This is a genomic window from Corallococcus sp. NCSPR001, assembly GCF_017309135.1.
Lineage (GTDB): Bacteria > Myxococcota > Myxococcia > Myxococcales > Myxococcaceae > Corallococcus.
In genome coordinates, this window is the sequence record NZ_JAFIMS010000002.1 from 1,876,999 (window position 1) to 1,893,474 (window position 16,476).

14 protein-coding genes are annotated in these 16,476 nt (G+C 70.0%); 6 read left to right on the forward strand and 8 right to left on the reverse strand.

The genetic code is table 11. The features are described 5' to 3' along the window. Position 1: 1 nt before the first annotated feature. On the reverse strand, positions 2–1,558 hold the full coding sequence (locus JYJ93_RS09800; protein WP_206788507.1) for a hypothetical protein: 1,557 nt from the start codon (positions 1,556–1,558) through the stop codon (positions 2–4). A gap of 162 nt (positions 1,559–1,720) precedes the next feature. Then, positions 1,721–3,580, reverse strand: a complete 1,860-nt coding sequence (locus JYJ93_RS09805) for a M4 family metallopeptidase (RefSeq protein ID WP_206788516.1) — start codon at positions 3,578–3,580, stop codon at positions 1,721–1,723. A gap of 147 nt (positions 3,581–3,727) precedes the next feature. Between JYJ93_RS09805 and JYJ93_RS09810 the strand changes: the two genes are divergently transcribed. Continuing rightward, on the forward strand, positions 3,728–4,108 hold the full coding sequence (locus tag JYJ93_RS09810) for a hypothetical protein (RefSeq protein ID WP_206788518.1): 381 nt from the start codon (positions 3,728–3,730) through the stop codon (positions 4,106–4,108). A gap of 53 nt (positions 4,109–4,161) precedes the next feature. On the opposite strand, the gene JYJ93_RS09815 is transcribed toward JYJ93_RS09810, so the two are convergent. Both JYJ93_RS09815 and JYJ93_RS09820 read right to left on the reverse strand, forming a co-directional pair. Beyond that, positions 4,162–4,422, reverse strand: a complete 261-nt coding sequence (locus JYJ93_RS09815; protein ID WP_206788520.1) for a hypothetical protein — start codon at positions 4,420–4,422, stop codon at positions 4,162–4,164. Between the two features lie 109 nt (positions 4,423–4,531). Continuing rightward, entirely contained in the window at positions 4,532–5,395 is an 864-nt protein-coding gene (locus JYJ93_RS09820; protein ID WP_206788522.1) for a DMT family transporter, read from the reverse strand. A gap of 283 nt (positions 5,396–5,678) precedes the next feature. Here JYJ93_RS09820 and JYJ93_RS09825 point away from each other — a divergent pair, with 283 nt between their 5' ends. Beyond that, complete coding sequence (locus JYJ93_RS09825) at positions 5,679–7,619, forward strand: putative metal-binding motif-containing protein (protein WP_206788524.1); 1,941 nt, start codon at positions 5,679–5,681, stop codon at positions 7,617–7,619. Positions 7,620–7,807: 188 nt separating this feature from the next. Here JYJ93_RS09825 and JYJ93_RS09830 read toward each other — a convergent pair whose 3' ends face one another. The 3 genes from JYJ93_RS09830 to JYJ93_RS09840 all read right to left on the reverse strand — a co-directional run bounded on the left by JYJ93_RS09830 (position 7,808) and on the right by JYJ93_RS09840 (position 10,815). Continuing rightward, on the reverse strand, positions 7,808–8,806 hold the full coding sequence (locus tag JYJ93_RS09830) for a hypothetical protein (protein WP_206788526.1): 999 nt from the start codon (positions 8,804–8,806) through the stop codon (positions 7,808–7,810). A 42-nt stretch (positions 8,807–8,848) separates the two neighbouring features. Then, a complete protein-coding gene (locus JYJ93_RS09835; protein ID WP_206788528.1) occupies positions 8,849–9,706 on the reverse strand; it encodes a hypothetical protein in 858 nt (285 codons plus the stop codon). 164 nt (positions 9,707–9,870) lie between these two features. Further along, positions 9,871–10,815: a hypothetical protein gene (locus tag JYJ93_RS09840; RefSeq protein WP_206788530.1), complete on the reverse strand. Its 945-nt coding sequence runs from the start codon at positions 10,813–10,815 to the stop codon at positions 9,871–9,873. A 187-nt stretch (positions 10,816–11,002) separates the two neighbouring features. On the opposite strand from JYJ93_RS09840, the gene JYJ93_RS09845 reads away from it, so the two are divergent. Continuing rightward, positions 11,003–12,145 (forward strand): hypothetical protein, encoded by a 1,143-nt coding sequence (locus JYJ93_RS09845; RefSeq protein WP_206788532.1) that lies wholly within the window; start codon positions 11,003–11,005, stop codon positions 12,143–12,145. Then, a complete protein-coding gene (locus JYJ93_RS09850; protein ID WP_206788534.1) occupies positions 12,142–12,402 on the forward strand; it encodes a hypothetical protein in 261 nt (86 codons plus the stop codon). The genes JYJ93_RS09845 and JYJ93_RS09850 overlap by 4 nt, the downstream gene beginning before the upstream one ends. Here the strand turns inward: JYJ93_RS09850 and JYJ93_RS09855 are convergent. Beyond that, entirely contained in the window at positions 12,360–12,875 is a 516-nt protein-coding gene (locus tag JYJ93_RS09855) for a hypothetical protein (protein ID WP_206788536.1), read from the reverse strand. The two genes, JYJ93_RS09850 and JYJ93_RS09855, sit on opposite strands and share 43 nt — an antisense overlap. A gap of 298 nt (positions 12,876–13,173) precedes the next feature. Here JYJ93_RS09855 and JYJ93_RS09860 point away from each other — a divergent pair, with 298 nt between their 5' ends. Further along, positions 13,174–15,192 carry a hypothetical protein gene (locus JYJ93_RS09860; protein ID WP_206788538.1) on the forward strand — a complete coding sequence of 673 codons (2,019 nt, stop codon included), beginning with the start codon at positions 13,174–13,176 and terminating at the stop codon, positions 15,190–15,192. Beyond that, a complete protein-coding gene (locus tag JYJ93_RS09865) occupies positions 15,189–16,475 on the forward strand; it encodes an insulinase family protein (protein WP_206788540.1) in 1,287 nt (428 codons plus the stop codon). The genes JYJ93_RS09860 and JYJ93_RS09865 overlap by 4 nt, the downstream gene beginning before the upstream one ends. Position 16,476 lies beyond the last annotated feature (1 nt).

A 16,476-nucleotide genomic window follows, 5' to 3' on the forward strand; every position in this document is an offset into this window, starting at 1 on the left:
GTCAGGGGGCCAGGACCTCGAAGAGGACCGTGTGGTCGACGAGGTTCTCCCGCAGATAGGCGGCCATCGCGAAGTAGTAGGTCCCCTCCGTGGTCAGGGTGAACTCCTTCACCCAGCGCGAGCCGACGCGCTGCCCGGGGGCCCGGATGGAGCGCCCCTGCTCATCGTAGAGCGTGGAGATCAGCTGCTGCCCGGTCGACGTGTCCCTCCAGTCGCCGCTGAGGCGGTAGCGCCCCCCGGCGATGGCCTGGAAGGAGAGGTAGTCCTCGTCGATGAACTCAGAGATGTGCACGGTGACGGTCTGCGACGGTCCGGTCAGCGGCGTCGCGGTCTGCCGCGTGTCGCCGTGGTCGTCCAGGCCCAGGTCCTCGAACCGGAGCGAGTACGGGGCGGACGTCCACTGCGCCCGCACGACCCCGTCCCCCTTCACCCCCACATAGTAGGAGGTCTCGGCCGCCTTGAAGGCCAGGACGATGTCGTCGAACCCCTCGAACTCGCCGTCCGGCGGCGCCGCGAGGACCCGACAGTCGGGCGGCGTGGCGCCGGGAGTGCAGGTCGCGCGGTAGTGGTGTCCGGGTTGGACGCCCAGCGCGAAGACGTCGAAGTCCCCACGGAAGTCGAGCCGCCCCTCGACGGAGGTCGTCCCCTCGGCGAGCGCGGTCGCCGTCTCCATGCGCTCACCGTGGTCCTCCGCCCCTTCGTCCTTCAGCCGGCACTGGTAGTCGGAAGGGGACGGGGCCACCAGGACGTTGTTGGCCTGGACGATGGCGAGGGCCCGCTCCGCGGGGGCCTTGAAGGCCGTGGAGGCCCGCAGCTCCGTGAAGTTCGCGCCGTTCACCTCTCTGACGGCGTAGTTCAGGACCGGATCGAAGAAGGACAGCCACCAGCCCCGGTGTGAGAAGTCGCACTCCATCGAATAGACGTGGCCCGCCACGGTGGAGAACGAGAACACGTCGCGGTCCCCCGAGTGCTTCCCCTGTCCCATCACTGGCTCCGAGGGGCGCCAGGGGGATGCAGTGGTGAGCAGGTCACCGTGAGCATCCGGCCCCTGATCCACGAGGCGGAAGACCAGGTCCCGGGGGAACTCGAACGGCTCCGTCGAGACCTCCAGCGTGTAGAAGCCCTCCTGGGTGAACCCGGACCAGTGCGTGATCACGGGGAGAGTCCCGGAGAGGCCTTCCCGGCGTTCGAGGACGGCTCCGGACGGGTCCTTCAACGTCATGATGACCCACCGCTGGTACTCCTCGATGAGGAAGTCGTAGTGCCGCCCGGCCTGTCCCAGGAAGGCGAAGCGGAGCGTGACCTGGGGGTCCGTCCAAGGCGCGGTGCGAACGCGCGTCGCGGACGGGCGCAGGAACGAGTGGCCCGCCGGAACGCCTGGCGGCGGGGGCTCCTCGGGTCCGTCGTCCGGCCCCGCATCGGCCCCCGCGTCCACACCGGCATCCAGGCCCGTGTCCACACCGGCATCCGAACCCGCGTCGCTTCCCGCATCCACGCTCGGGCCCGCGTCTGACAGGGGAGGCGGCTCCTCCGGAGTGGACTCGCACCCCGAGCCCATGAGCAGACACCAAGAAACGAGAAGGGCAGACAGCGAACGCGATTTCAAAAACATCTCATGGGCTCCCGGGACGCGGGCACCCTATCCGAAGAGCGCCTGGGGTTGCCACGGCCGCCTTGTCAGGCTTCAAGACGGCGGGCAGACGCCGCGTGGAGCCGCGCCTCAGTGCCCCCAGGTCCCCGAGTTCCAGAGCGGGGTGACGCCGTCCTTGTCATAGATGACGAGGTTGCCGTCGTCCTGGAGGATCAGATAGGCGCCCGGATGTCCCCAGGTCATGCTGGACCAGACCGCCTGACCGACGGTCGGGGTGCTCGTGCGGTAGACCACGAAGTTGCCGTCGTCCTGCATGTGGGCCGTCAGGGCCCCCTGTCCTGCGGTGTTTGCCGTCCACAGGGCGCTCGTCGCGTCCCAGAGGACCAGGTTCCCATCGTTCTGCAGGACGAGCGAGAACCGGCGGTCGTTCGACACCATGGACTGTCCCAGCCAGAGGCCCTGGCCGGCGAAGAGGATGCTCGGGCCCACGCCCACGGCCTGCCAGGCGGCGGTCACGGAGGCGATGTCGGCCGCGCTGTACCCGAGCTGCGCGGCGGCCTGCTCCGTGGCCAGCTTCGCGTCGGCGAACGTGGCCATCGTCTTGCCAAGCAGCAGCACCGTGTTGGCCCGGTGGAAGACCTGGGCCGCCTTGGCGATGCCGATTCCGCGCACGGCGATGGAGGAGCGGCCCCGTGGGTGCTGGCCACCCTGGGACAGCAGATAGAACGCCAGGTTGGGGATGCCCGAGCTGTAGTGGACGTCGGTGAACGGGCTGAAGGTCTGGTCGAAGTAGTCCAATGACTGCCCATCCAGCTTCGGGTCGTTCATGTAGCGCAGGGCATCGCCAGACGTGGCGGGAGTATAGATTTCCTCCGCGCACTTCCAGGTGTTGGCATTCACCACCTGGCCGTTGCGGTACCACTCGCACACGCTGCCCATGATGTCGGACATCGACTCGTTCAGGGCGCCGGGCTCGGCGAAGTACAACAGGTTGGAGGTGGAGAGGGTGAGCCCATGGGTCACCTCATGCGCTGTCACGTCCAGCGCGTTGACCATGTTGCCGAACGTCACGCCGTCGCCGTCTCCGTACAGCATCTGATTCTTCGAGCCGCTCCACGCCGCGTTGGCGTAGCCGTAGCCGTAGTGCACCGAGCTGACGAGCTTGGACCCCGCGCCGTCGTAGGAGTCGCGGTTGAAGAGGCTCTTGTAACAGTCGTAGGTCGTGCCGAGCAGGTCGTAGTTGGTATTGACCGTCGGGTCCGCGACCGCCGCGCCGCCCTCCGCCCGGACGAGGGTCCCCGGGAGGTTCGCGGAGCCGCCGTGGTTGACGTCGTACACCGCCCGGTTCTTGAGCGTGTAGAGGTTCGGCAGCCGCTGCACGACCGACCCGCTCACGGCGTGGATGATGACGTCCTCATCCACAGCCATTCCGTCCTGGCTCCGCCCCGTCACGTTCACGCGGTACACGAGGTCCAGCTTTCCGCCCGCTGGCCAGTAGGCCATCCGCGGATGGGTCTCCAGCTCGATCCGGTCGAGCCGCGCGGAGTCCCGCCGGGCCACCGCGATGGCGTCCTCGGGACTGAGCCGCGCGTCTCGCGGCGCGTCGAGGTCCGCGCGGGCGTTGCCGTGAACCGCGTAGACAGCGTCATTCCTCGTGTGGAGGACAAGCGCGGCGCCCAGGACCTCGCGGCCATGCTTGCGCTGCACGTAGATGAAGTGCCGGTCGCCCAGGCCATCCGTGACGGCCCGCTGGAAGGTGAGCTCCGCGGGGTCCGCGTGGAACACATTGCTCACCGCGAGGAGGGAAGGGCGCAGCGCGCGGACCTCTGCCTCCTCGGTCCGCTCGTTCCCACCGAGCCGCAGTTGACCGAAGTTCCCATTCGCGAACGTGGGCACATGGCCCTCGTCGGTGCCCACCACCTGGAGTCCGGAGATCGTGACGCCCAATGCGTCCGGCTCGGCGGCGGTGCGCTTGTCGTTTTCTTCCATTCCCTGACAGGCCGAAAGGCCGACCAGGACGCCCAGGGTCGCGAGACCCCGAATTCGATGCGCGGTCATCATTTGCACTTTCGTCTCCTGCCGCTTTTCGTTGCGTTGTGATTCGATGCCGCTCAATCCCTCAAGGAGAGACATGCCATGAAGAGCTTCCTGGGTGTGCTGACGGTGCTTGTCGTCCCGGTGCTGGCGGCCTGTGGTGGATTGGAGCCTGTCGAGGCGCCAGAACTGGAGCAGCAGTCGAGCGCCCTCGTCACGTGCTCACAAACCTGTCCGGATGGTTCGACGGTGTCTTGTGAAGGGAACACCTGCTCGGTGCAGGCGGACTCCGTCGAGTGCGATGGCTTCTACAACATCTGCCTCCCCTCCACTCCCTTCTGTGGGCTGAACAATCGCTGTAGCAAGCTCGCGGGGACCCCGTGTTCGCCCGTGGGTGGGACGCGGAGTTGCTGTCTGCCGGGCCACCCCAATCCCAATTGCTTCTGCACGCCCCTGGGCGTCTGGGCTTGCAGCGCGCTGTGAAGTGCCGACCCGGACGGCCCCTGTCAGCGGCCGTCCGCGTCCCCAAGGGAGCTTCAGTTTCTCAGGCAGACCCACTTGTTGGCGGGGATCTCCTGACAGAAGCACTCGCCAAAGGCGCCATCGGCCCACTGGCAGCCCGTCTCCGCCCCCGGAGAACAGCGGCGGGTCTGGAGCGTCTCACAGCTGCTGAGGGCCTCGGCGGAGACCTGGCCGGGCTGCGCACCGCTCTCGGCACCGTCCGTCACTTCCGCGCCACCACAGCCCATTCCGAAGATGGAGACGACGGCGAACATCGCGAACCCACGAAGCAACATGTGACGCTCCCTTTCGCTGGTGAGGTGTCGATGCAACTGCAGACGAAAGGATTGGTCAAGGTTTGCCTGGAAAGCGCGATGTTGTTGGAAAGCTACGCGCGGAGCGGTCTCAGCGTTTGAGATTGCGGTTCGCGCGCAGGCTCAGCAGAACGCCTGCGAGCAGCGCGGTGCCACCCCAGAGCAGCCGCTGGGTGAGGGGTTCTCCGAGCAGCAGCACCGCGCCCACCGCCGCGATGACGGGGACGGACAGTTGCACCACCGCTGCGCGCGCGCTGCTCAGGTGTGGCAGTGCTGCGTACCAGAGGCTGTAGCCCACGCCCGAGGCGAGCGCGCCGGACGCGACCGCGAGCAGGAGCCCCTTGGACGACGGGAGTGGGGCCGCTTCCAGCGCACGGGCGAGCATCACGAGTACGAGGGCCAGCGGCACGCTGCGCGCGAAGTTGCCGGCCGTTGCCGCGAGCGGGTCCGTGCTCCCGCGTCCCCGCAGGCTGTAGATGCCCCACGCCGCGCCCGCCGTGGCCATGAGCCCCGCGCCGAGCGCATCCGGGGCGCTCGCTCCAGGGAGCGTGAGCCCCGCGAGCCCCACGAGGGCCACCGCGAGCCCCGCCCACTCGAGCGCACGCGGCCGCTCACCGCGCGCGAGCCCCGCCGCGAGCATGGTGAGCTGCACGCAGCCGAAGAGCAGCAGGGCGCCCACGCCCGCCCCGATGCGCACGTACGCGAAGCTGAAGCCGGCCGCGTACACGAAGAGCGCGAGCGCCGAGGCCCAGCTCCCGTGCCCCTTCGTCCCGTGGCCGCCCCGTCGGAGCCGCAGCAGCAGCGCGAGCACCAGCGCTCCCGACGCGAGCCGCACCAGCGTGAACGAACCCGCGTCGATGCCGCGCGCCGCGCCACCCGAGAGGGCCGCGCGGCACAGCAGCGAGTTCGCGGCGAAGCCCAGGAGGGCAAGCAGGGTGAGGAGGGGCGTGCTCACGCGGCAGGGGCATAGCGGGCCGCGTGCCGCGCGTCACGTGCCCGGACATGGAAGTGTTCCATCGCCGGTGGATGCGGCCCCACGGCTTCGTGCTCACTCGCGAGCCGCTGCCTGCCTGCACGGCCTCGCCGCGAGCCTCGACTTCTTGTGTGACGGGAAGAGGGCGCCCGTCGGCATGGCACCGGGCCTGAAACACGCCTTCCGCACATTGGGGAGCGTGTAGGTGTGGTTTCTCTCCGATGCGCCTTGCCCGCGTCAGGGGCGCGCCCGAAAATGCCGGGCCATGCGTTTAATCCTGATGACGGTGCTGTGTGCCTCCGTGTTGGCGGGGTGCAAGAAGGACGACTCGAAGGCCGGAGCGCTGAACGTCACCATCGGCTACAGCGGCTTCACGAAGGGCTGCGTCACGGTGACCGCCACGGACGAGGCCAACGCGGCGAACACGAGCCGCCTCGACGTGCCGATCCCCGGCAACAAGCCGGACACCGTGTCGGTGGCGGTGTTCCGGAAGAAGGACTGGGGCCGCGTGCTGAGCGTGACCACGCAGCTGCATGAGGTCGACTGCTCGGGCCCCACGGTGGGTGTCCCCCAGGAGGAGAAGGCGGAGGTCCCCGAGGAGGGCACGCTGGACGTGACCTTCTCGGTGCGGGCCGTTGATGGAGATGGGGACGGCTACTTCAGCAGCGATGGACCCGGTGGCGCCATCAAGGGCTCTGACTGCAATGACGGAGACATCACCGTGCACCCCGCCGCCAAGGAGGTGTGCAACGAAAAGGATGACAACTGCACCCTCGGGGAGTCGGACGCGGACGAGAAGCCGACCTGGTACATGGACGGGGATGGGGACGGCTACGGAGACGTCGCGGTGCAGGTCTGTGCCCAGCCTGCCGGGGCCGTGGCTCTGGGCGGTGACTGCAACGACGCCAATCCGCAAATCCGGCCGGGGCGGGCAGAGCTCTTCTGCGATGACAAGGATGACAACTGCGACGGCAACAAGGATGAGGGTTTCGGTCTTGAGAGTGATTGCGAGGCTGAACTCAAGTGCGCGGGCAAGGTCAGGTGTGCCAGCACCGCGAGCCAGACCGCCTGTGTGCGAGTCGAAGAGCCGGTGATCTGGTATGTGGACAGCGATGGCGACGGCTTCGGTGGCCAAGCGGTGCCGGGGGCCGCCTGTGAGTCGCCCGTGGATGGCGGTGTTTCGCCATCGCAGGACTGCGATGAGAGCTCTCGCTACGTTCGGAATGGGCTGCCGGAGGTCTGCGACCGGCTGGACAACAACTGCTCCGGCATGGTGGACGAGGAGTGCGCCCCCCTCACATGGACGACGAACACGTCAGTGGGAGGCAGCGATAACCTGAAGGCCATCGCCCTTTACGACAATGGGCAGAAGGGATGGCTGGCCGGTACCGATAATCTCGTCCATTACGATTTCGCGACAGGCACTCCGACGTCGTATACAGATCCTTCCTGCCTGGGTAACTGGACGGCGGCGTGGGCGTCCGCGAACGGGCGGCTCTTCGCTGTCGCGGACTCAGGGAAGATGATTACCCGGCTCTTCAACAACGACCCCCTTTGTTTCGCGGTCACCGCGCCCGGCTCAGCGCCGTTGCATGGCGTCACCGGTATCGAGCAGTCCGGCGGCAACCCCACTGCCTATGCGGTCTCAAGCAATGGCAAGATTTTCAAGTGGACCGATCCCTACGGAGAAGGCGGCGCTCTTTCTAACTTCGGCAATGTTGGCGACAACCTTCGTGCGATCGGGAGCGCCGGGTCCCAGGGCACGTTGTTTGCCGTGGGTGGGAATGGCGGTAACAAAGCGGTCGCCTACCGCTATGACGCGGCAGCCTCTCAGTGGGTTTCAGACTCCTTGGGCGGAAACTTCGATGGGTATCTCTATGGCGTCCATGTGACGGATAGCCGATTCGCTTACGCGGCAGGTGCCAATGGACTCGTTTTCAAAAAGAGCGGAGGCTCCTGGGCCTCTTTGCCTCCCGTTTTCGAAGCGAATGGAACAACGAAGGCCGGCATCCGAGACATCCTTGCCTTCAGTGAGAAGGGCATCTACGTCGCCACCACCGAAGGAAGGATTCATTTCTACGATGGATCCGTGTGGACCCCCGTGCACCTGGGGACAACCCCGCTGTACTCGCTGGATGGTCCATCTCCCACGCGTGTCGTGGCGGCGGGCGAAGGCGGCACTGTCGTGAGCTTCACGGCTCCCTGAGCCCCATGGACCCGACGCCCCTGCTCCAAGCTCTGCCTGCTTGATCCACTCCAGCTCGGCCCCGGCAGGAAGACGTGGCCGACCTGGTGTCTCAACGGGCGAAGGACCTGTCCCGCGAGGAGCAGGCAGTGCTGGAGCAGGCGGCTCTCATCCGGCTGGACGCAGGTTCGACCCCTGCCCCTGGAGCGCTACTTCCTCCGGCCGCGCCAGAGCCGCAGCGTGGCCAGGAGCCCCAGCACCGTCAGGCCCCCTCCCGCCTGGGTGCAGCCGTTCTTGGACGGGTCGTGGAGGGGCTCTTCGTCATCGGGGTCTCCGACAACGTCCGTGCCCCCGTCGGCGCATCCTCCACCCATGCACGCCGTGGGGCAGTGGAGCTCGAAGTCCACGCTCAGCGGCGGCAGCGTGACGCCCGCGTGCTCCAGCGTTCCCTTGAGCGTGGCCTGATGGCGTCCGGGCGTGAGGCCCATGTTGGGCGGCGGCGGGTTGTACGCCTTGCAGACCGTGTAGAGGGACAGCAGTTGCCGCCGGTACTCGTACTTGTGGCTGTCCGGGTTGTCCTCGCCCGTCGAGGTCAACCCGTGGTGATTGGCGAACGACCAGGGCTGCCCGTCCACCTCCACCGCCCAGTGCACCCAGGGCAGGAAGGGCACCAGCTCCGGTGACGGGGTGAAGCGCAGCGTGGTGGCCTCGCCCTCCTGCGGGCTTCCGCAGTTCGAGTCCCCGAACACCGGGAACACCCCCTGGCTTGGTGTGTCCACGCTCATCGTGCCCAGGGTCGTGGGCAGGGGCAGCTCCGGGCCCGCGGTGAAGGTCGCGGATTGCGTCTGTGTGTCCCGGTACTGGCAGAGGCCCTTCGCCTCGATGCGGTACTGCGTGCCCGGCACGAGCGGCGCCTTCGGGACCACGACGTGCGTCCTCCGCTCGCCTTCCGCCAGCGTGAAGGGCACCGGCGTGCCATCCGACTGGAGCAGCTTGAAGGTGGAGACGTCCGTGTTCTCCAGGAGCGGCGGCACCACCACCAGCCCGGGGACGTTCGAGGGAACCGTGCCGCCGTCCTCTGGGAGAGGGAAGCGGACGTCGACGAGGCAGTTGGGCGCGACGCATGCCTCCGCGGAAGGAGGCGCGAGCGCCCCCAGCCCCAGGAGGAACATCCCCACCGCGCCCCATGTCCAAGCGTGTCCGTGCATTTGCTTCATCAGACACGGGAGCCCGGGACGTTGGGACATGCCTCAGGGGCGGTTCTTGCGCCGCCAGAGCCGGAGCGTGGCCAGGAGCCCGAACGCCGCGAGGCCTCCGCCCGCCTGGGAGCACCCCTCGTGCCGCGGAGCCTCGGGCTCGGGGTCGACGTCGGGGACCGGCTCGGGCTCGGGCTCTTTCTCGGGGCACGTCAGCTCGAAGGAGACCTCCAGGGCGGGAAGCGGCGTGGGGGACTGTTCGAGCACCGGACGCAGCGTGGCCACATGCCTTCCAGGAGCAAGCCCCTGGTCCGTGGGAGGCGGCTGCTCCTGTGGGAACTCGCAGACCGAATACACGGTGAGCGGGACGTGCAGGTACTGCAGCCGGTCCATGAAGCGGAGGGTGCCCGCCGGCTCCACCGCGCCGTGCGGTGCGGTGGCCCACGGCTGCCCATCCACCTCCAGCGTCCAGTGCACCCACGGCAGGAAGGGCACCAGCTCCGGCGAGGGCGTGAAGCTCAGCGTCACCTCGCTGCCCTGCACCTCCGTCGAACAGGATGCGCCACCGTAGACGGGGAAGGAGCCGTGCTGCTCCGGGCCCGCTCGCAGGGTCCCCGACGTCGTGGGAAGCGCGACGGCCGGGCCAGCGGTGAACGTTGCCGTCGCGGTGTTCTCCTCCTCCGAGGCTCCTGGACATGGGCTGTGGCCCTCCAGCCGGTAGACGGTCCCCGGCACGAGCGGAGCGGCCGGGACGAGGACCCCGCTTCGGCCAGGGCCTGACAAGAGCTGTGCCTCCACGTCGGCGCCGTCCTCCGTGCGCAGGCGCAGGCTGTCGCTGTCGACGGGGGGCCATCCGAGCGACGCCATCACCAGCGCCGGCACGTTCGCGGGCACGACCGAGTCCGCCGGCATCGGGAAATCGATTCCTCGGGGGTAGCAGGGGGCTCCGCTGCACGCCTCCGCGGAAGGAGGCAGCACGAGCCCCCCTCCAAGCAAGAACGTCCCCACTCCCAGGGCCTTCCATGCGCGTGTCGTCATGCCCTTGGGACACGCGAACCCGCCAGGCTGGGACAACATCACTCCCTCCGGCGGCGCCAGAGCCGCAGGGCCGCGAGAGCGCCCAGCACCGAGAGTCCACCTCCGGCCTGCGAGCACCCCTTGGCCTTCACCGGAAGGTCGTCATCCGGGCCCGTGTCAGTGCCGGCGTCGGGGAGCGGCGCGATGCCGCCGTCGGAGCCCATGGCGGGACACGTCAGCTCGAAGGAAGTGCTCACCGGGGGCAGAGGGGTCCCCGACTGTTCGAGCACCGGGCGCAGCGTGGCCGTGTGCACCCCGGGCGCGAGGCCCGTGGCCGAGGGCGGCATCCCGGGGGACTCGTAGCCACAGAGTGAGTAGACGGTCAGCAGGTCCCGCATCGTCCTGAATCCATCCGCGGGGATGACCCCGCCGCTGGAGTCCACCGCGCCATGCGGCGCCGTGGCCCACGTCTGTCCATCCACCTCCAGCGTCCAGTGCACCCACGGCAGGAAAGGCACCAGCTCCGGCGAGGGCGTGAAGCCCAGCGTCACCCAGCCCGCGATGTAGCCCGACGCGCACGACGCGCCGCCGTCCCAGACCCGGAGTTGTCCGTGCTGCGCGGCTGCCGGCTGGAGCACGCCGGTCGCCGTGGGCAGCGCGACCTCCGGACCCGCGAGGAAGCTCGCCATCGTGACGAAGGGCACTCCCGTGCGGCCTTCGGAGCAGGGGACGCTCCCCTCCAGGCGATAGCGCGTTCCGGGGACGAGCGGGGCGGCCGGGGCGAGCACGCCGCTGTTCCCGGGACCCCTGAGGACGCGTGCCTCCACATCCACACCTTCCGTTCGCAAGCGCAGGCTCTGCTCCTCCACCCACTCATAGGCAGGAGGCACCACCACCAGGGCCGGCACGTTCGCCGGGACGACCGCGTCCGGTGGCAGGGGAACGCGGCTGTCCTGCACAGTGCACAGGGGGCGTCCGCACGCCTCCGCAGAAGGGGGCTTCATCAGGCCAAAGCCTCCCAGGAACACTCCTATCGTCAGCGCCGTCCATCCAGGTGTCTTCATGGCCCTTGAGACACGCGGGCCCGGCGAATTGGGACAATGGCGTCTCCGCGACCGTTCAGCGCGCGGCGCCGACCGTCCGGCCCGAGGGGCCACGCCGCGGCCCTGCCCCCGGCCGAGACTGCCGGGCATGCGACGCAAACTCGTGCTGCTGGTGCTGGCCGTGGCGGTGTGGCTGCCCGCGCTCCACCTGCTGTTCCGGCCCCGCGACCGGGAAGCGCTGACGGCGGCGCTGGCCTTGCGCCAACGCGCGTTCTCGCTCCAGGAGTCGAGCGCGGAGCGCGACGTGCTCCACCGCTCGAACCCGGAGTGGGACTTGATGGTGCGCACCTTCTCCGTGCTGTCGTTCGCGAACCTCGCGCTGTCGGAGCCCGCGCGAAAGGCGGAGCACCTGGCGGTCGTGGACAGCCTCATCGCCCGGACGCTGCGAGACGAACGGCGGGCGCACGAGGCCTTCTTCCTCCCCTACGTGCACGCAGGCCCCTTCAAGGACCCGGGCGGGCGCAGCCTCTTCGTGGACGGTGAGCTGGCGTTGATGCTCGCCGCGCGCCAGGTGGTGGAGACGCGCGCGGACTACGCACCGCTCCTGCGCGAGCGCGTGGACCTCATCGCCGGACAGTTGGAGCGCGCGCCGGTGCTCGCGGCGGAGAGCTACCCGGATGAGGGCTGGACCTTCTGCAACACGGTGGCGCTCGCGGCGCTGCGCCTGTCGGACCAGGTGGACGGGCGGGACCATGGCGCGCTCCTTCGCCGGTGGGTGGCTTCCGCGCGGGAGCACCTGTCCGACCGCCGGACCGGTCTGCTCGTGTCCAGCTTCACCTACGACGGCGTGACGAAGGACGGGCCGGAGGGCTCCACGTTGTGGCTCGCGGCGCACATGCTCCAGGTGGTGGACGCGGACTTCGCGAGCGACCAATACCAGCGGGCCCGCGCCGCGCTCCTGGGGCAGACGCTGGGCTTCGCGTGGGCGGCGGAATGGCCAGCGGAGGTGGAGGCGATGCAGGACATCGACTCCGGGCCCACGATTCCATGGGTGAACGCGAACGCGGGCTCCAGCGGGCTCGCGCTCGTGGGGGCGGCGGCGTTCGACGACGAAGAGGCGTTGGACGGGCTGCTCACGAGCCTCCACTTCGCGGCCTTTCCGGTGCACGACGACACCGGCGTGCGCTTCGCGGCGGGCAATCCGCTCGCGGACGCGGTGCTGCTGTACGCGCTCGTCGAAGGACCGCTCTGGCGTCTGGCGCGGGCGCCGCGCCTGGAGGCGCACCGATGATGCGACACCCGTTCGTCATGGCCGCGCTGGGCATCTGCGCGCTCTACCTGGCGCTGCACCTGGGCGGAGGCCGTGAGTCCGTAAGCGTGCTGTCCGGGACCGTCGTGGGAGGCCCCTGGAGCATGGGCTTCGGAGTCCTCTACGCGCTGGCCTGGTTCGGCGCGGTGCTGGTCGCGCCGGTGCTGCTGCTGGCGGGGCTCGCGGACGCCGCGCTTCAGAGCAGCTCGAAGGTGAGCGTCACGTCACAGCGGGAGTAGGAGTCCTTCGCCCGGCCCATCTCCAGCGAGATGCGCAGCCCCTCTTCGTTGGTGGCCATCACCATCCGGCGCTGTGAATAGGTGTCCCACGAGTCCAGCCGGGAGTCCTGCCAGCTCCAGCCCGGGTAGCACGTGCTCATCAGGTAGCTGGAGAGCAGGTGGAAGCGGTCCTGCGCGGGCGAGCACTCCTGGTTCGTCTGGACGCAGTACACGTAATCCCCCAGCACCCGTGTCTGGTAGACGGAGCAGCGCAGGTCCTGGATGTTCTTCGTGGACTCCCAGATGGAGAGCTCCTCCGTGTTGCCCCGCTGGGCCTGCCCTCGCAGCGGCTTGAAGCCCTTGCCCACCGTGCGCACCACCGCCTTCACGTCCTGGCAGAAGGCCTGCTTGTCCGGCAGCACGCTCCCGGAACCCTCACGGGTAGCGTCCCCCATCTTCACGCTGGAGCCGGGCAACGCCTTCCAATGGGACACACGTGAACCATTTCGTCCCTGGGCCTGGGGCTCTGTCGTAGCCATGAGGCAAATGCCACCCAGGACCCACGGACAGATGCTGCGGAGCAATGACATGGATTGTTTCCCTGAAATCAAAGACAGGTCTGGAAGACATCAGGGCTCGGGCTCCCATGCCCGTCCCCCCTCGGAGCGCGGACGTATAGGCAAGGCGGGTCGGCCGGGTCAATCCCTGCCCTGAGGCGGGGTTTCTCGGGGAGGGTTTTCCGGATGACAACGGGATGTGATTAGACTGCGCGCCGTCTCATCCCGAGGGGAAATGTCTTCACAAGTCAATGAGGGGGCCGCCGTCGAGGCGAACGGCGGAGGGGCCACGCGCGACGGCGCGAAGTGGGCCCTGCTGTTCATGGGCGCGTTCGGGATGGCCCGGCTCGGGCAACTGGCTTCGCCAGAGGTGATGCCCCGGTTCCTGGAGGCCTGGGTGCTGGGGCCGTGGCTGTGGAGCGCGCCGCCCCGGCCCTGGGGGCTCGCGGTGTCGCTGGTGCCCTGGCTCGCGTGGGCCCTGTTCCTGGCGGTGGCGGTGCAGGGCCTCCGGGGGCGCGGCGCGCTTCCCGCGTCCCGGCCCGCGTCGGTGGCGGCGGGGCTGGTGGCGGGCCTGCTGCTGGCGGGACTGCCCCGGCTGGCGAGCGTCCTGTCCGAGCTGCCGCACGCCCGCGCGCGGATGCTGAGGGCCTGCGCGTCCGGCATCGTGCTGCTTCAGGGCGGGGTGGCGTTGCTGCTCACCTCGGAGTTCCTCACGCGCTCGCCGCGCTGGGGTCTGGCCGTGCTCTGCGTGGACGCGGTGCTCCTGGGCCTGCAACTGGGTTTCCTGAGGGCCGTGTGGTGGACGTGGCGCGACGCGGAGGCGGTGGGCGTGGAGGCGGCGGACGTGGAGGCCGCCGCGGCCCCGGAGGCCGCGCGGCAGGAGGCGGGCTACGACTGCCCGGACTGCCCGGCGGCGGTCCCGCTGTGGCGGAGCGAGGGGCGGCTGGGGGCCCACTGCGACGCCTGCGGTGGCGACCTGCTGACCGCCCGGGAGCAGGACCAGGTCCTCACCGAGCGCGGCCTGCGCGCGGATGCGCTGCGCCGGATGCTGGAGGAGCCCGGAGGCAGGCCGGCGAGGTGCGCCTCCTGCGGGGGCGCGTGCTCGACGGTGGTGTTCCAGGGCGTCGCGGTGGTGCCGTGCGCCTCCTGCGGGACGCTGTGGATGCGCGAGGGCATCCTCCACCAGCTGAGCCGGGGACAGCATGGCTTGCCCCGGGCCTCCCGGGCCGCGCCGCAGGGCCCCCCGGCGACGCTGCCGTCCTCCTGGGCCGGGGCGGGAGCGCTGGCGCTGCTGGGGCTCGCCGCGGGCGGATTCGTGGCGGACCGCTGGAGCCTGGACGCCTGTCCCACCGGGACCACCTTGCGGCGCGATTCGTCGCCAGGGGGCCACGTGCTGTCCCGCTGCCTGACGGTGCTGGAGTCGCCAGCGGGGCCCTCGTGGCTGAGGACCGCGCGGGGACAGTTGCTCTTCCGCGAGGCGTACGCGAAGGGACGGCGCGACGGGCGCTGGTCGCGCTGGGACCGGGAGGGGCGGCTGCTCGCGGACGGTGAGTACGCGAACGGGCTGGAAGTGGGCGAATGGCGCCTCCACGACGCGTCCATGCCGGAGGCGGTGGTGTTCCGCGCCCGCTTCAACAGGGGGCGGCTGGAAGGCGTGGTGGAGGACCTGGCCCTGGACGGGCGCGTGCTGGAGAGCAGGACGTACGCGGACGGCCGGCTCCAGGGCCCCTACGCCCACTTCTTCGCGAGCGGCATCACGCACGTGGAGGGCCACTACGCGCGCGGCCTGCGCGACGGGGAGTGGAGCACCTACGACGCCCGGGGCAACCGGCAGGAGCTGTCCTGGTGGCAGGGAGGACGGCCTCTGCGGGTGCACGGCGGCGGGACGCCCCTGGCCCAGAAGGACTCGCGGCCGGAGGAAGAGGAGGAGCGCGAGGCGCGGTGGGAGTCCGCGGCGGACATGGTGAGGGTGAAGCGGGCCCTGGCGGTCCAGGGGGCTTCCGCGCCCGCGGAGGAGGAGGCGCTGTACGGCGGACATCCGCTGGAGTGGTGGGGCCAGCGGCTGCGGCTCGCCTGGCCCCGGCGCGACACGGCGGACGGCGCCGCGCGCTACGCGCTCACCGTGCGGCGGGCGGGGCTCAACGGCCTGCGGGTGGAGGAGTCGGTGGCGGGCCCCCGCGTGAAGGTGGGGACGGACGCGGCGGTCCCCGCGACGGGGACCGGTGCGCAGGTCGTCAGTCAGGAGGCGCCATGAAGGCGTGGGTCTGGGGAGGGCTGCTGCTCTGGGCCTGGAGCGCGGCGTCGGCCGCGCCCTTCGAGGTTCAACGCTCGCGGGAGTCGCCGGAGCACGCGCGCCTGGTGCTCGCGCCACGTCCCGGGACGGAGCGCGCCACGCTGCACGTCGTCTTCACCGTGGGGCGCTACGACGAGGGCGGCCTGGTGGGGCTCACCCGGGCGGCCCAGCACGTCATGCTGGAGGCCAACCGGCGCGGGCGCTACGAGGACCTGGTGCGCGAGCTGTTCGGCGCGAACGCGACCCTGACGATGTCGACGGGGCTGCGCCAGAGCGGCTTCACGCTGATCGCGCCCCGGCAGGACTTCGACGCGCTCGCGGAGCACCTGCTGCCGCGGCTGCTCTCGCCCCAGGTGGACGCCGCGCGACTGGATGACGCGCTGGAGCGCACCGGACAGGACCCCTCGCTCACCTTCGCGGACGACTTCCTGGAGTCCGTGCTGGCGGTGGTGCTCTCCACGGAGCCGCGCTTCAGGGCCCCCGTGCCGCCGAGCGCGCAGTCGGTGCTGTCCTTCTCCGACCGCGACATCGCGGCCTATCTCTCCGGCCCGTTGAGTCCTCGCAACGCGGTGGTCATCGCCGCCGGGGACTTCGACGTGGAGGCCCTGAAGCGCACCGTGGCCCGCTACAAGGGCGGGACGCCGTCGGCGGTGACGCGGCTGTCGCCCCAGCTGCCGGTGACGCTCAAGCTCCCGGCGGTGAGCGACATCAACGTGCTGGCCTACCCCATCGAGCTGGGGGACGCGCGGCAGGCCGCGGCGGCGCGGGTGGTGGGCGCGCTCCTGGGACAGCGGCTGGAGCAGCGCTTCCGCCGCCTGGGCGTGGGCTACGCGCAGGACGCGTCCGTGGTGCTGACGCCATGGATGGATCAGCTGGTGCTGACGCTGCCCGCCAGGGACCCGTCCGCGCTGGACCTGGGCCCCTTCATGCTGGAGGAGGTGGGCGCGGTGCGCGAGGGGCGCGTGAGCGCGGAGGAGTTCGCGCAGGCCCGGGCCCAGGTGCTCGCGCGGCTGCGGACGGACGACCGGAGCCCCACGGAGGTGGGGCTCGCGCTCGCGGCGAGCGTGCACTCGCCGGCCTGGTACGCGCCGGAGCTGGAGGCCGCGCTGACATCCCTCACGCTGGAGTCCCTCACGCAGTCCGTGCGGGGCTGGTTGGGCGAGGACCGCCGCATCCACCTGCTGTTCACCCCCAGCGTCGTCCCGCTCCGCTCCACGGCGGGCGTCCGGATGCGGCGGAGATAAC